Below are 15536 nucleotides of genomic sequence, written 5' to 3'. Positions count from 1 at the left end.
CAAGAATTTTTTATCATCTTACGAAAAGGTTTTCGATTATAAAGCGGAATTAGGCTGTTTAACGTAATAAACTATTCAACCAGAAGAGAGTGAGAGATGGCATGAATGCGAAGAGACTTTTTAATAACGGATGGCAATTTGCCAAAAGTGATTTAAGCGTTACACAGCGGACGGAGTCTAATACAGATACTGATCTTACTAAAGATGCGGATTCTACCGAGCAAACTAATCTCACTGAGGCAACGAGTCGTATTGGCCCTATTGATCTGACTGAGCTTTCCTTCGATGCGGTTGAGCTCCCTCACGATTGGCTGATCTACAATACGCTGGATTTATATGAGAACAGTATTGGGTGGTATCGCAAGACGTTTGAATATACGAAGGATGAGCAGCAGGTGATTCTGTGTTTCGACGGAATATACATGGATTCATCCATATATGTGAATGGGCAGTTTGTTGGGGAGTGGAAGTATGGTTACTCTGCGTTTGAGCACGAAATTACGAATGCGTTGTTGGACGGGGTTAACGAAATTTTGGTCAAAGTTGTGCATCAGAGTCCGAACAGCAGATGGTATTCCGGGGCGGGTATCTATCGTAATGTGTGGCTGAAAACGAGGAGTCGCAATCACATCGTAACGGACGGCATCTATGTTTCCATAGAGCAGCAACCCGATGGCTGGCAGGTGGAGGTAGATACAGAGCTGTGTCTGGAACAGAATCAGCGTGCGCAGTTGCTGCATACGATTCTGTACAACGGTGAAGTCATTGCATCCTCTCAGGCGGAGATAGTGGCGAGCGCTATAGATGAAGGTGTTGAAGCACATGAACACCCAATTCAGTTTACAAACAGCCAGCAGCTTAACGTCCTTAATCCCAACGTATGGAGCCCGGATAAACCCCATTTATATGATCTCGTAACAGAACTACGTCTGATCTCGGGAGAGCAACATGAGGAGCTTATCGAGTCTGTTCCACAGCGGATCGGGTTCAAACAGGTCAGACTGGATGCCAGCGAAGGCTTCTATCTCAACGGTGTCAAAATGAAATTGAACGGTGTCTGCGAACACCATGATCTCGGTGCATTAGGGTCTGCGTTTAATGTGACAGCGCTGAGAAGAAGGTTTGTTTTGCTGAAAAAGATGGGAGTCAACGCGATTCGAACCGCGCATAACATGCCGGCGAAAGAGTTCATGGAACTGGCCGACGAGATGGGCATGCTGGTGGTGTCCGAAGCATTTGATATGTGGGAACGGGCGAAGACGCCGTATGACTATGCCAGGTTTTTCAAGGAGTGGGTACATGGCGACGTAAGAAGTTGGGTGAGGCGTGATCGAAATCACGTCAGTCTGATCATGTGGAGTATCGGGAACGAAATCTATGATACCCATGCGGATGAGCGTGGGCAGGAAGTGACGCGAGTGCTGATGGAGTATGTGCAGGAATTTGATCCGAAAGGAAACGCAAGGGTGACGATTGGTTCGAACTACATGCCTTGGGAAAATGCTCAGAAATGTGCGGATATCGTGAAGCTGGCTGGCTACAACTACGCTGAAAAATATTATGACCAGCATCATGCCGAACATCCGGACTGGATTATCTATGGTAGCGAGACCTCTTCAGTTGTGCAAAGTCGGGGCATTTATCACTTTCCATATGAACAACCTGTTCTGGACGATGATGACGAGCAGTGCTCGGCAATTGGAAACAGCACGACCAGCTGGGGAGCGAAATCGCCGGAGTATTGCATTATAGCTGAGCGCGATCATCCGTTTTCCTTGGGGCAATTCCTTTGGACAGGGTTTGACTATATTGGCGAACCGACGCCGTATCATACGAAGAATTCATATTTTGGACAGCTGGACACGGCTACGTTCCCGAAAGACTCTTATTACATCTATCAAGCCGCCTGGACGGATTATAAAAAAAGTCCAATGGTGCATCTTTTCCCGTACTGGGATTTTAGCCCTGGTCAGATCATTGATGTTCGTGTTTGCAGTAACGCACCCAAAATTGAATTGCAGCTCAATGGTGAAACCATCGGCACGTATGATATCGACCATGCTCACGGAACTCAGTTATCCGGCTGGTGGAAAGTACCGTTTGAAGAAGGTGAGCTGAGAGCCATCGCTTATGATGAGCATGGTACAGTGATTGCTACCGATGTACAGCACTCTTTTACCGATGCGAAGAAAGTGTGCCTGTCGACAGATCGTCAGGAGTTGCAGGCTAACGGAAAAGACCTCGTTTTTGTAGAGATTACAGTAGAAGACGAAGCAGGCCATCCGGTACACAATGCCAATAATCGTGTGCAGGTGAAGGTGTCTGGTGCGGGACGTTTGCTCGGTCTGGATAACGGGGATAGCACGGACTATGACCCGTATAAAGGGCTAAGCAGAAGATTGTTCAGCGGCAAGCTGATGGCGATTATCGGCTCGACGAATGAGGCAGGAACAATTCAGGTCGAGGTGTCTTCGGAAGGACTAGAAGGAGCAACAGCTACATTTGAATCTAAGGTAGCGGATGTGGAGCGAGAATCCATAACAGTGGATGCAAAACCTGTCTTCATGAAAAATGAAAATTGCCCGGTACTGACGGGTCACGCTCAGGAGATCCCTCTGCGCAAAATTGAAATCATCAGTGAATCAGGACAGATTCTTGATGCCTCTAACCCGGAAGTGATAGTTACAGCCAAACTGTACCCGGAGAGTACTTCCTATCGGGATGTGGAATGGTCTGTTGTAAATGATGCTGGCATCGTGTCCAATATTGCCAAGGTAGAAGTGATCACTTCTGGAACGGGCGACGAGCCAGGTTCACAGAGTATAGACGTAGACGAGAGAAGGCATAGGGTCAGAGTATCAGCTGTGGGCGACGGGGCGTTCCGCCTGCGTGCAACCAGCAACAACGGTACAGACAAACCCAAACTCATCTCCCAACTGGAGTTCAAGGCAGAAGGTTTAGGTACAGCCTACAAAGATCCATATGGATTTATCTCAGGTGGCCTGTATGACTATACCAAAGGTGATGTGGGCAACGGTAATGAACGTGGCGTAGCTACCAGCAGGGACAGTGAAACTCACGTGGGCTTTCGCAATATCGACTTCGGCCCATACGGCTCGGATACGATCACGATTCCCATTTTTGCGCTGTCGAGTGAAACATATTTCCTTCAAATCTGGGAAGGCATGCCGGGTGAAGAGGGCAGTGTGATGATTGCCGATGTCGTGTACGACAAGGAATCGATATGGAATGTATACCAGGAGGAGACGTATCGTCTGTCCAAACGACTCAGCGGCATTACGTCGATCTGCTTTGTGCTGAAACAGAAGATTCATATTAAGGGCTTTTCATTTGAACGCCAAAGCAGGGCTTTTGAAACCAATGCGGCTGCGTCTTGCGATCATCTGTACGGAGATACGTTCACGATTGAGGACGACCGTGTGGCAGGCATCGGGAATAACGTTTCGCTGGAGTTTGAACAGATGAATTTCACAACTAAAGGTACGTCAAAACTAGTGATCTATGGCGCTTCAGCGATAGATAAAAACACGATTCATATCCGCTTCTCGGGTGCGAACGGGCAGAGCAACCAACTGGTGGAGTTTACTCAATCCGAAGGGTACGAGGAACGGACATTTGAATTAGAACCGGTATACGGGGAGCAAAAGGTAACTTTTATTTTTCTGCCCGGTAGTCAGTTTGACTTTGGCTGGTTCCGGTTCGAGAAGTAAATGAAAGACCGCCGCTTCTAACAAATAAAAATAAAAATCCTCCTGAAATCTTAGATGCTGCTTCTTAACAGCTACTGATTTCAGGAGGATTTTTTCAGTTCGTGTGTATGCTTAGCTTTCTAAGTTGGCTACAAGTGTTAATTAATTTGTCCATGTGCGGGTAGTGTCTTCCGTCAGTTCACTTCATCAATCGTTACTTTGGCGGTGTTACTATCCCAGGTTACGTCCAGCCCAAGCCCCCGCAACATGTCATAAGGTGCTGTGGTGCCTCCAGAGTAGTTGCCAATGGGTTCACGTAGCGATATAACCTGTTCTTCCTGCGGGTCAAGCTTATTTAAGGTGGATACCGTGTATTGCAGTTCATTCGGCTTGATCGTAATGATCCGATCGTTATATTTTAAGGTATAGTGACTTATTAATCCATCTGCGGTATGCACCTCAAATGTTGCTCCAAGTGTTAACGCAATCGTTTTGATCGGAAGTTGGAGCGTTCCGCTCGTTTCTACTGCAGGATATACGGATTGTAGTAACTTGCCATTTACATAGATATCTGTACCTAGCTTAGCTTGAACAGGGATGTACACCATGCCTCCCGAAGATGTGGCCGGCGCACCTGCCTCCTGATATTTGTCACCACCCCATCCCCAGACGTTTCCATCGGAGGAAAGTGCAAGACTATGGTAGTACCCGGCAGACACACCTTTGATATCCGATAACTGCTTTATTTTCCCTTGTTTGCCTGTTACGGTGTTCCCGAAGCTGTATACCTCGCCTTTTGTAGTCACCAGAAGGACATAATTGGAGCTTGCATCCAACGTTTTCACTTTAAGCTCATGGTGGTATGGAATCCGTTTTCCTTGCACATCCATTCTCCAGACTCTGCCTTTCGAATCGAGCGCCATCAGTTGTCCGCCTTTACCCGTGATGAACGTGATATTGGTGAGGCCTTTGACTGGCTTGGCTTTGGAAGGGGTACTGCCCGCTTCATCCGCTTCTTTCCATGTCCAGACAGAACCGTCTTTTTTCAACGCATATCCATCGTAACCAGATAGCGTGGTTTGCACGACATTTTTCAAACCGCTGATTCGGTGCAGGGTGGGCTTCTTCCCAGCCTCTTCGTTCATCATGTTAGAAAGCTTCTGAGGTGGGGTCTGCCAGGATTGAACGGTACCATCCCGAAGGAGGGCTACACTCATGAAAGATCCTGCGGTAACATGTCTAGCATCGGTGATGCCAGGAACTTGACTGGGGGTTCTGCCATCTCCCCACTGCCACACGGTTCCGTCTGCTTGAACAGCTAAACTGTATCCTCCACCGGAGTTAGAGGTTGCTGTGACATTGGTTAAGTGCGGAATACGGACAGGACTGAATGTATGGCGATATCTCACCGTGTCGCTGATTCCCAGCTCTCCTAACAGATTTCGTCCCCATGTCCAGACAGAACCGTCACTTCTTAACGCCACCGTGTAATAGTAACCTCCTGCTACTTGAGTGTAGTGGAGCTCTTGAGCTGTATTGGAAGTTACAGAAGATTCGGGGGAGGAGCCTGAGGATGAAGCCGAGACTGCTCGATCCGGAGCGCTCCCCGTGAAAGTCTGCTCGTCATTGGCTGCGTACGTAGTAGACACTGAAGGCAGCGTAGCTATGAGCAGAGTAGAGACAACACTAGCTGAAATGATGATTCTACTGAAGCGGCGAAGGGATGCACTTTGTTGCTTGCGGGCCGGATTGACCAGTGAGGAAGAGAATGCTTTTTCTGTTGTTACATGATTAGCATGATTATCGGAATACATAAGATCGCCTCTTTTGGAAGATTTATGGTAAAAATGGAAGTGCTGTTAAATAAACGTAAGAACTAGCACGAAGGTTACATGAATTGAAGAGATTTCACTAAAAAAGTTGCAGGGGATGTTACAGAGTTTGGACATCCATTTTCAAAAAATGTAACCTATCCAGTCTTGTTCACGTTGTACATATGAGGTGATTGCAATGGGAAAATATTTCATTATGTTATGTTTAGCAACTGTACTTGTAACAGGGTGTAGTTCGAATGATCCGCAGCAGGCTGTCGATCCGGTAGAGAAGAAAAATCCTTTTCCTGCTATAGTTGAGCCGCATAACGGGGAGCAAGCAGAAAAAAGTGGAGATGTTGTCTTCCTCCATGGAGAGATGCGAAACCAAGAGAAGTGGGAGTCTTTTCTGCAAAATGTGAAAAAGAATCAACCGGATCACGTCCGGGTCACCATGTATACGATTGAAGGGGATCCCATCATCCATGAGCTAATCTATGACGGTACGCTGTTTCAATCCACCTATGATGCGACAAGAGATAAGTATGGCTCCAGAGAAGAGATCATGACGAATACTTGCAAGGGATTGGAACTGACCAAAATGGAGCGAGGAGAGTCAGTGTACGTTTTAACCAATTGTGAGAAGCAAAATAGTTTCTACTTTCCAAAGATGTAGAAGAAAGATAAGAGTTACGAATGATGAATTATGAAACATGAAACATGAAGCATGAAGCATGAAGCATGAAGCATGAATGATGAATGTTTAAGAATGAACACTGAAAGGCGCAGCGATGAAAAAGGGTGCTCTGGTGGGATTCTTTTGGGATATGAACAGGTTTATATAGAGTAGGGTAGATTGCCGAAGTTTTATTTTTTTCCTATGAAAGGGGTCATCACATGAGAGATATACTAACAGATTGGCAAGCTTCATCTCAGTTCTATCATTCGGTTCTTGTCCAGAGACAGCTGGCCCCGATCTTGCAGGAGGCATGGTTGAAGCAGCTTATGGAAGGGATCATGTGGATGCTTCTGGGTATCATTGTCGTTCAATTGCTGATCCGGGTGAGGGCTCGCTTGAGCAAGGGACCTTTCACAGACGAAGAAGTGGAGCAAGCAGACCCACTGTTTCTCGCCTATTTGCGGAGCAAGGGCAGGCTGAAGTTGAAGGACACACAGGCGACCATGTTCCAGTTAATTCGTAAAGGCATATTGTCGATGCGAGTTGTGAAAACCAAAGGACGATATCGGAATGATCCAGGTGAAAGCAATCCTCAACTTAGACCCAAAACAACGTTGGAGTACAGTGTGGAATCCTCGGTTACTAGCAGTTCGCCGGATGAACAGGGTCTGTTGCAATGGCTATTCTCTACCTATGGTTTCGGTAAACAACGGCTGAGACTCGATGCTTTGGCCGGACCAAGCGAAGGGGAAAGCAAGCAGAGAGAAGCCATGCAGTACTACCGGCTTAAAGAAAAGGCGCTGAGCGAAGGCGTTCAGTCGTGGAAGGAACAAGTCGTAGAGACGAGAGACTGGGGACAGCTGATTCGAACTCCGTTGCTTTTGCGATTGCTTGTCTATGTCATGTTTCCTATTCTGATGCTCCTTACAGGTATCGTGTGTTTTGTAGAGCGTGTATCTGTGCCAGGTGTGATGGGTCTGGCAGTTACAGTGGTGATCTGGTTCTTGGTCATTCGGAAAATTCATGTGCGTTTGCTCTATCAAGCGGCTTGTGTAGGATTAATAATCAGCCTCACCGTGGCGATCAACGGCAATTCAGCGTTTACTTCATCGCTATACAGTATTATATTTCTGTCTATTTTTGTTCGTCTGTTCTTGCCTGCTAGAGAAGTGGCTCCATCTGAGAGGGATTGGGAGGCCTCTATGCGTCACTGGCGTAAACGATACAGAAAGGGCATTCCAGCCGAGCGTTTGAGTGAGTCGCCAGAAGTGTTGGAACAGATCATTCAGACCGCTCTGGTGCTGGGCATTGGATCACGATGTGTACGCAAAACAGATTGGTCTGTGTTACAGCAACACCATGATCCAGAGCTCAGACGCCTTGCGGATCGTGAACCTGCATCAGATAACAGTGTACCTGGATCAACAACATTAAAACATACACCTCTATTGGTGCTAGCTTTGCATCTGCGAGGCATATTCAGGCCGATGTTTGCGGCAGAGTTTCCGTTTGATCGCACCAATTATGTCTTCGCCACGATATTCCCTGATTCGGGTGGAAGCAGCGGTCACACTTCGGTCAATACGGATAGCTACAGCGGGGACGGTCATCATCACGGATCAGACAGCGGGGATTCCGGCGGAGGCGGGGACTCGGGCGGTGGTGGAGATTAATTATCATGGATTGAAATGATGCCTCCGCTGAACGCCTGTTCTTCATATGGGAGCCTAATAATACATCAAATTAGATAGGGTATGCGTACATGTGCAAGCTTGGCTGTGTAGAGCAGTTACCTAATTACTGAATCTTTGAGGGAGAAAATGATCCTTCTGTTCAATTTCAAAGATAAATTCCATTTGTTAAAATTTAGGTATAACGACTATGATCAGGTTTGGTGGTGAAAACGGCATGTTGCGGATTCAGGTACACCCCGATGAATTGGATGCCAAGGCACGTTATGTTCAGCAATGTAAATTGGATTTGGACCGAATGGTTCGTGAACTGGATAAATCGCTTAATATGCTACAATCCGAATGGTCGGGGGTTACACAAGAAAAGTTTTTCTGGGATTTCATGGAGGTCAAGCATGTTTTCCCGTCAACACTCGGCATGCTGGATAATATTCAGAAGGAGTTTACCTTCATTGCGAATAATTTCAGAACGACAGACAGCACAGGTGAGGTGGCTCTGTACATCCCCAATGAGTTGAAACCAAGTTTTTTCACTGGAGCAGTGGACAAAGCCATTGGTGACACCGTTACAGGTCTGGGCGAGACAGCCGAAGCACTCATCTATAATCCGTTAAGCACATTAGGCAGTTTGGCTTATGCGATGACTCTAGGTAAGGTAGTTGACGCTGGACGTGGACTCGCATTTGCTTGGGATGCAGCCTGGGGCAACGGAACAGCAAGGTCTGAGATCGAGCAGTTTGTGGATGGAAAGAAGAAGCAACTCGATGAGGACGAGTCAGGTTATGTTAAAGGTGCGATGGTCGGCCAAGCCCTCTCTTATTTTATCTTTGGTAAGGCTTTACACTCGAAGGATCATCATGGGTCGGGTGGAGGAGGTAAGAAGGAAAAGGGAAATGAAAAAAACAATGCAAAATCTGGTGTGATTAAGCCAAGTGGACTACCTAATCCAGAAGCTGTGCCAAATGGTACCAGAACAAAAATCCCCAATAATGCAGATAAGGCAACTAAACAGTCCTTAGAACTTGAAAATGATGCTGCTGATGTATTAGCGAAAAATGGTTATCAAATTGAACAAAACCCAAAAGTTCGCGAAAGCGATGGTATTGATATTAATAGAGATCCAGATTTTCGAATTGAAGATCGTATATTTGATTGCTACTCACCAACTGAGAATAAAGGTATCCGAGGTATTTGGAGTGAAGTAGAAGAAAAAGTCGTAGCCAAAAAACAAACTAAGAATGTGGTAATTAACTTGTCAAAGTGGGCTGGAGATGACGCTTCTTTGCTGAAACAATTCCGAGATTGGAAAATTGAAGGTTTAGAAGAAGTTATCGCAATAAAAAAGGACGGTAAGATAATTTCTGTATATCCATAAAGTAGGGGAGATAAGTCTATGGAGTATTCACTTAAACTAAACGGAAAACAGGATGCCTTACGGATGAAGAATCTATTAATAAGTAAAAATCTTAAGGTGAGTTATAAAAAAAATGAAAACAATGATGAGTTTGATCTGGGCAACGGTTTGAAAATAACTTTATATGATAATCATTTCCCGCGAAATCATCCAGCCGCTTCTTATGAAACGATGTTCCAAGAAGAGGATTTTATATATGAACAGACTATATCTTACGAATTAAAAAACAATCAACATTATGAAATCTGTTATAAAATGATGTACGAAATCTCATTTGCAATTCTAGAATCGCTCCATGTAAGTGGAATATTCTATCACACATCGGGAGAGGAAATATTTTTTTATGCAGAAGGAACGTATACGTTCAACATAACTTACCTTGAAATGCTTCAGACGAATTATGGAGAGCTTCTTGAGCATATTGAATATGAGAACTTTATGGAACGTTAAAGTTAGATTTAAAGGCACTTCTGCCATGTAAATGTAAGAGGGACTTCTTGTGTTGAATGTCTGTACGTTGTATTTATAGTAGAAGCGCTAATAAAGAAATTAAATAAGATTGGGTTTATTTGTAAAGAGGTGATCCAGTTAAGGAATTGAGATTGATGAAACGATTAGCAGATATGGCTTCTCTAATTCTTTAATTGATACGTCAGATGATCCCTTTGGATACGAGTCGAAATTCCTCTCTAGTGACTTTTGAATATACTCAAAGTTTAAATTTTCGCCTAGATAATGAGTGGGATAGCATTGAAGCAACCAAGAATATTCTATTGATCGTCTTCGAAATCATTGATTCTACAGATAGTAATCTACTTTTTTCCCATAACGATAATGAATACTTCTACAGAATTGACGGAATTCTGAGAATTAATAACGAAGAGGGATTTTGGAATCGGGAAGAGTACAGAACGTTGATTCAAAATCGAAAATATCAGGAGATATAGAGAATTTCAAGGAGGCTTAAAGGAAATTAGCTCAGTAATAATTCTAAAAAAAATATCAAATTATTCTCCAGAGCAGACCCTTGAGAACTTCAAGAAGGCAGCGCGGAGAGCGAATATTTTGTACTATTTTCACATTACAGTTGAACTTGATACAGATCAGAACTTTCAATCTGCAGAAGGCACACTATCCGAGGTAGACGAAGAGACTCTGTTGAGTTCCGAAGATGAAGATAAAATTAGGTACTTTACGTTTAACGTAAACAAGGTTGTTGAAAGTTCATATGATAGTTTCACGTGGCTCACCCAATCAACGGATTATTTTTGGGCATTGGATATTGTGAATATCAATCATGAGTATGAATTCATTTACAAGTTTGTAGTAGAGTATTTTAAAGATAATCCAGAAGATTACTTGTGGTTTGATGATGCCGAGTGGTACTACACGGCTGATGATATCTTAAGACTAAGTCAGGGACCTTATAATCCTAAGTGGTGTAGTGAAAAAGTTATTTGAGTTAAGAGGGCTGAAATAATGGGAATTTCAACTTTTGTATTATTTAGGCAAGGAGAAAGTATCTCGGCAAGCGATTTATTAAAAATTATTAGAGAAATATCTATTAATTACGGGCTCTACTTTGCTAACAATTATGACAAGTATGATGAAACTGGGAAATTAAAGTTTTGCTCAATATATATTAGTGACATTCCGTTTGAAGACAGTTATTCAAGGCAAATACCTTGGAATTTGTATGATGAGCCTTATAAATTTCAAACCGTAGATTTTAATTGGGATGATTCTAAAAGCCAATATTTTAAGGCATTAGTATCTGAAGATTTCTATGAGAATGAAGATTTATTATTTAAAGTACTTTATGGAATTCTAAAAATATATCCTTCTGCAAAAGTATGGATTGAAGATAATTGGTTTTATACAATAGAGGATTTAGAAAAAATAAAAAATAAGCCATTGGACAATGAATGGTGCTATAAGAATCCCATAGATTTGTAAGAGAACTTACTTGAATGATTTGCTAATTCATTAAGAGAGCGTAATATGAAGGCTCAATGATTTCCATAATAAATTGAATCATAATCCAACTAATCATTCCAAGGGAACATTGATTGGATTGAAATACCGACTGAAATAAAACGGGGCAAAGGCACTTCTACACATAAACATAGAAGTGATTCATCATTATAGAACGTATGTTTGAATGCGCAATCTTGGTTGTGTAGGCAGTTGCTTAATTACTGAATCTTTGAGGGAGAAAATGATCCTTCTGTTCAATTTCAAAGATAAATTCCATTTGTTAAAATTTAGGTATAACGACTATGATCAGGTTTGGTGGTGAAAACGGCATGTTGCGGATTCAGGTACACCCCGATGAATTGGATGCCAAGGCACGTTATGTTCAGCAATGTAAATTGGATTTGGACCGAATGGTTCGTGAACTGGACAAATCTCTTAATACGCTGCATTCTGAATGGTCGGGGGTTACACAAGAAAAGTTCTTCTGGGATTTCATGGAGGTCAAGCATGTTTTCCCGTCAACACTCGGCATGCTGGATAATATTCAGAAGGAGTTTACCTTCATTGCGAATAATTTCAGAACGACAGACAGCACAGGTGAGGTGGCTCTGTACATCCCTAATGAGTTGAAACCAAGTTTTTTCACTGGAGCCGTGGACAAAGCCATTGGTGACACCGTTACAGGTATGGGCGAGACAGCCGAAGCACTCATCTATAATCCGTTAAGCACATTAGGCAGTTTGGCTTATGCGATGACTCTAGGTAAGGTAGTTGACGCTGGACGTGGACTCGCATTTGCTTGGGATGCAGCCTGGGGCAACGGAACAGCAAGGTCTGAGATCGAGCAGTTTGTGGATGGAAAGAAGAAGCAACTCGATGAGGACGAGTCAGGTTATGTTAAAGGTGCGATGGTCGGCCAAGCCCTCTCTTATTTGATCTTCGGCAGAGCCTTACACCCGAAGGAACGTCATGAATCGGGTGGAGGTGGGGGAGGTAAGAAGGAGACTGATAAGGAGAGTGGCCTGAGTCATAACGGTAAAATAAGAATGGAAGGTATTAAAACCATATATACAAATTCATATGGGAATGAAATATCCTGGACGAATCAAGGCCCAAAAGATTTAGACGCAATTATTGAGAAGAATTTAAAAAGCTCGATCGATGGTGATATCTTAGAGGGCAAAGTAGCACAAACTGTAAAAGGTACAGGAAGGTTACAAGGAACGGCAATACAATTGCATATGAAAGATGATACAAAAGCAGGAGACATTGATATTTTGACCGATTCCCATCTTATTGAGGTAAAGAAATCGTTAAGCGCGGTAAGCAAAAAACAATTCAATAAACTTACTGATCCAATGGACGAAAAATTTTTCAATTTCAATAATAGAGAGGTTATTTACTATATCGAAGATACTACTGTAAAAAATAAAACACAGGAAAATATACTTAAAATGATTCATGATAAAGGGATAAGAATAATAAGTTCTACCGGTGAATTAGAGGAGGTTATGAGAAAGTGAGTTCGTTAATTATTTTGAAAAACATAGAACATTACGTCCCTGAGAAAGCTATTGAAGATTTTCAGAAGGCAGCTGATAAAGCAAATATGTATTGTATTTTAGTAAAACTTAAATATGATGGACAACTCTTTTTATCCGGGGAAGGAACACTTTCTGATGTAGATGAATCCACGTTTAAAAGTATACAGAATAAAGAAGGTTTGAAGTATTTCACTTTTAACGTTAATGCGATCGAAGAGGATTCGCTTGACAGTTTTACATGGCTTACACAGGACGAGAATTATTTTTGGGCATTAGACATTGAAAATATAAAATATGAGGATTATGAATTCATTTACAAGTTTGTAGTGGAGTATTTTAAAGATAATCCAGAAGATTACTTGTGGTTTGATGATGCTGAGTGGTGCTACACGGCTGATGATATCTTTAGACTAAGTCAAAGACCTTATAACCCTAAGTGGTGTAGTGAAAAAGTTATTTGAGTTAAGAGGATGGAGAATGAATGAGTATTTCATCTTTTATCGTATTTGAATGTATAAATGCAACACATGATCTGAAAATGGATTAGTATGAATTCATTTTTCTTCGTGTACATAAAAGTAAACATAAAATAAGAGAAGGGCTGTGTCGTATTGAAAAGTAAAGTATCCAAAAGATTAATAGCCATTTTTGTAGTTTTAACATTGTATTTAGCCAGTACAAATCAGACTTATGCAGAGTTTAAGGAATTAAGCTTAGAAGAGCACGGAGGGTTACAGCAGGAGTGGATACATACGTTTCCGAAAGAAATTGATTATCTGAGCTTTGATCTGGGTTACACTCCACTAGATATTATTAATCGTGCTGCTCAGCTTGTGATGGTAAATCCCGCCAAGGTATCTGGTAATAACTTCAGCCTATACACGATAAATAATAAGACAGGGAAACTAGCTTGGACGTATGACATTAAAAATAAAGTGAAGAACTTTTACCCTCTGAATCATACTTGGTTCTATAACGAAAGCGGCAGTATATTCTATCAGTATTCTACGAATCGCGGAAAAACGTTTAACATTCTTAGTTTAGATGGGAAAGGAAAGCGTCTATTCGAGAAGAAAGATCTAAGTTTCTCCAATATCTATCCGTATAAAAATGGAATTGTTCTGCAACAAACGGATAGTCTTAAAGATCAGTCTCGTTTTATTACATTAAATTCCAAAGGGGTCACAACAAGCGAAACGGTATTAGGTTTTAATACGAAGGTATTGAATTCTGGTTATGTACTTCATTTTAAAAGTGAGAATAAAATCGAGGTTTTCAAAGATGTAACATCTTTGAAAAAGCCATTATTTACGATAAACACTCAAAAGTTTAGTGGATTCTACGTTGCGGGTTATCATCAATTAAGTGGCGGTACACTGATTATAGAATATGTTAGAAACAATTCAGATGGTGGACAGAAATTAATGGCTTATGGATTGAATGGTAAACTCAAATGGGACACCGTGCTGGATAGAAACATGAGCATGTCTATGCATTCAACCGGAAGTAAACTATTAATTGATAACCAATCTGAACACAATTTCACGGTATACGACCATAACTTCAAAAAGCTGTTTTCTCATGCTTACGAAGGTGAGCTTAATGCTAACTATTTAATGAGCTTCTATCGTAACGATAGCTATATTGAGTATATTGATTATGGAACCATTAATGGCAAATGGGGAGAACGGTATACACTAATGAAAGATAATGGAGACATGTTGCTTAGTACATATTTTGTTTTAGATGATGTGCATAAGAGTAACTTCACATATGACGCGTCTGAAAATGTGGTCTATCGTACCGTGGTTAGCGACGGCAGATATCATCTGATCAAATACAAGATAACGAAGTAATCGTTGGTGTTACATTGATCCGATAAACATTTAGATGAAATCTTACAACTAAAACTATGAAAGACTTAAGGCACTTCTACCAAGTAAACGTAGAGGTGCTTCTTACTATAAAAACCAAGGAGAATATCTCGCCATGATTCTTAAAAAACGGATTATCAAGATTGGTTGCTGCCTTGCGTTTGTGATCTTGCTTGTTCTAACCTACAGTTTCTACAAAGAGAAAAAGATGTATGAACAATACCTGACCTCGAATATCCGTCAAGATATGGTTGATATGAAAAGTGCGATTATCACGAATGATCGTATTTTTGACCGCATACTGGAGGATGGCAAAATTATAAACGAGATGGTTGAGGACGGAGAGCAGGCAAGGCAAGTCTATTACGGTCTAATAAATATGATGCAGATCATCAATAAATATAACTTCATGAATCTCACTTTAAGTCAGGAAGCGAATTGGCTGGCTCAACCTGCAGCGTTATTTATCAATCATATAGAAGTAGGAGACATATGGCCGCAGGCGCTTCGCCGTATGCAGATGACATTCGAAAGGCTGGATATCAGCAATTATCCTGTATCCGCTGAACTAAAAGCCAGAATACAGGGCTACCAAGAGTTAAATCAGCGGTGGTTGAATATCGTCGGAGACTTTGAAACGACAGTGATCGAAGAGAAGGACTGGCCTCAGATCCTAAATGATTTGGAGCAAGAGACACGATCTTATTTTAAGGAGAAAAAGGTTGATTTCGTGGAAGATGACGTTTGGAGAGATGCGTTGAATCCCAGGTGCGATCAAAGCAAATAAGGGTGAAACAGGTAAGAGGGAGGACTATAGCAGAAGCTGTAGTTCTTTT

General features: G+C 42.2%; 13 protein-coding genes. 12 read left to right on the top strand and 1 reads right to left on the bottom strand.

From position 1 onward, the window contains the following. Positions 1–101: 101 nt before the first annotated feature. On the top strand, positions 102–3731 hold the full coding sequence (locus H7T88_RS15830) for a glycoside hydrolase family 2 TIM barrel-domain containing protein (RefSeq protein WP_221789262.1): 3630 nt from the start codon (positions 102–104) through the stop codon (positions 3729–3731). Positions 3732–3904: 173 nt separating this feature from the next. Here H7T88_RS15830 and H7T88_RS15825 read toward each other — a convergent pair whose 3' ends face one another. Next, complete coding sequence (locus H7T88_RS15825; protein ID WP_221789260.1) at positions 3905–5524, bottom strand: stalk domain-containing protein; 1620 nt, start codon at positions 5522–5524, stop codon at positions 3905–3907. A 196-nt stretch (positions 5525–5720) separates the two neighbouring features. Between H7T88_RS15825 and H7T88_RS15820 the strand changes: the two genes are divergently transcribed. The 11 genes from H7T88_RS15820 to H7T88_RS15775 all read left to right on the top strand — a co-directional run bounded on the left by H7T88_RS15820 (position 5721) and on the right by H7T88_RS15775 (position 15487). Next, positions 5721–6197, top strand: coding sequence for a DUF4362 domain-containing protein (locus tag H7T88_RS15820; protein ID WP_221789258.1), 477 nt, complete (start codon positions 5721–5723; stop codon positions 6195–6197). Between the two features lie 221 nt (positions 6198–6418). Beyond that, complete coding sequence (locus H7T88_RS15815) at positions 6419–7873, top strand: DUF2207 family protein (RefSeq protein WP_221789256.1); 1455 nt, start codon at positions 6419–6421, stop codon at positions 7871–7873. Between the two features lie 208 nt (positions 7874–8081). After that, the gene (locus tag H7T88_RS15810) at positions 8082–9266 is read left to right on the top strand and encodes a WXG100 family type VII secretion target (protein WP_221789254.1); all 1185 of its coding nucleotides are present in this window, start codon (positions 8082–8084) and stop codon (positions 9264–9266) included. Positions 9267–9284: 18 nt separating this feature from the next. Further along, the gene (locus H7T88_RS15805; RefSeq protein WP_154891196.1) at positions 9285–9755 is read left to right on the top strand and encodes a hypothetical protein; all 471 of its coding nucleotides are present in this window, start codon (positions 9285–9287) and stop codon (positions 9753–9755) included. 206 nt (positions 9756–9961) lie between these two features. Then, positions 9962–10252, top strand: a complete 291-nt coding sequence (locus tag H7T88_RS29185) for a SitI3 family protein (protein ID WP_423246141.1) — start codon at positions 9962–9964, stop codon at positions 10250–10252. 118 nt (positions 10253–10370) lie between these two features. After that, positions 10371–10766: a hypothetical protein gene (locus H7T88_RS15800; protein ID WP_154960823.1), complete on the top strand. Its 396-nt coding sequence runs from the start codon at positions 10371–10373 to the stop codon at positions 10764–10766. Between the two features lie 18 nt (positions 10767–10784). After that, on the top strand, positions 10785–11261 hold the full coding sequence (locus H7T88_RS15795; protein WP_154960824.1) for a hypothetical protein: 477 nt from the start codon (positions 10785–10787) through the stop codon (positions 11259–11261). A 350-nt stretch (positions 11262–11611) separates the two neighbouring features. After that, complete coding sequence (locus H7T88_RS15790; RefSeq protein WP_221789252.1) at positions 11612–12805, top strand: WXG100 family type VII secretion target; 1194 nt, start codon at positions 11612–11614, stop codon at positions 12803–12805. Next, on the top strand, positions 12802–13287 hold the full coding sequence (locus H7T88_RS15785) for a hypothetical protein (protein WP_221789250.1): 486 nt from the start codon (positions 12802–12804) through the stop codon (positions 13285–13287). Before H7T88_RS15790 ends, H7T88_RS15785 begins: the two co-directional genes overlap by 4 nt. A gap of 201 nt (positions 13288–13488) precedes the next feature. After that, complete coding sequence (locus H7T88_RS15780; RefSeq protein WP_221789248.1) at positions 13489–14682, top strand: hypothetical protein; 1194 nt, start codon at positions 13489–13491, stop codon at positions 14680–14682. Between the two features lie 133 nt (positions 14683–14815). Beyond that, positions 14816–15487 carry a hypothetical protein gene (locus H7T88_RS15775; protein WP_221789246.1) on the top strand — a complete coding sequence of 224 codons (672 nt, stop codon included), beginning with the start codon at positions 14816–14818 and terminating at the stop codon, positions 15485–15487. Positions 15488–15536: the final 49 nt, after the last annotated feature.

This window comes from Paenibacillus cucumis (ex Kampfer et al. 2016) (genome assembly GCF_019748695.1).
GTDB classification, from domain to species: domain Bacteria; phylum Bacillota; class Bacilli; order Paenibacillales; family Paenibacillaceae; genus Paenibacillus; species Paenibacillus polysaccharolyticus.
This window is presented reverse-complemented; position numbering and strand designations above follow the sequence as displayed.

Excerpts from the sequence above, each read along its gene's own strand:
- H7T88_RS15795 (WP_154960824.1), top strand. The coding sequence starts at position 10,785 with ATGGGAATTTCAACTTTTGTATTATTTAGGCAAGGAGAAAGTATCTCG.
- H7T88_RS15790 (WP_221789252.1), top strand. The coding sequence starts at position 11,612 with ATGTTGCGGATTCAGGTACACCCCGATGAATTGGATGCCAAGGCACGT.
- H7T88_RS15820 (WP_221789258.1), top strand. The coding sequence starts at position 5,721 with ATGGGAAAATATTTCATTATGTTATGTTTAGCAACTGTACTTGTAACA.
- H7T88_RS15825 (WP_221789260.1), bottom strand. The coding sequence starts at position 5,524 with ATGTATTCCGATAATCATGCTAATCATGTAACAACAGAAAAAGCATTC.
- H7T88_RS15775 (WP_221789246.1), top strand. The coding sequence starts at position 14,816 with ATGATTCTTAAAAAACGGATTATCAAGATTGGTTGCTGCCTTGCGTTT.
- H7T88_RS15810 (WP_221789254.1), top strand. The coding sequence starts at position 8,082 with ATGATCAGGTTTGGTGGTGAAAACGGCATGTTGCGGATTCAGGTACAC.
- H7T88_RS15815 (WP_221789256.1), top strand. The coding sequence starts at position 6,419 with ATGAGAGATATACTAACAGATTGGCAAGCTTCATCTCAGTTCTATCAT.
- H7T88_RS15805 (WP_154891196.1), top strand. The coding sequence starts at position 9,285 with ATGGAGTATTCACTTAAACTAAACGGAAAACAGGATGCCTTACGGATG.
- H7T88_RS29185 (WP_423246141.1), top strand. The coding sequence starts at position 9,962 with ATGATCCCTTTGGATACGAGTCGAAATTCCTCTCTAGTGACTTTTGAA.
- H7T88_RS15830 (WP_221789262.1), top strand. The coding sequence starts at position 102 with ATGAATGCGAAGAGACTTTTTAATAACGGATGGCAATTTGCCAAAAGT.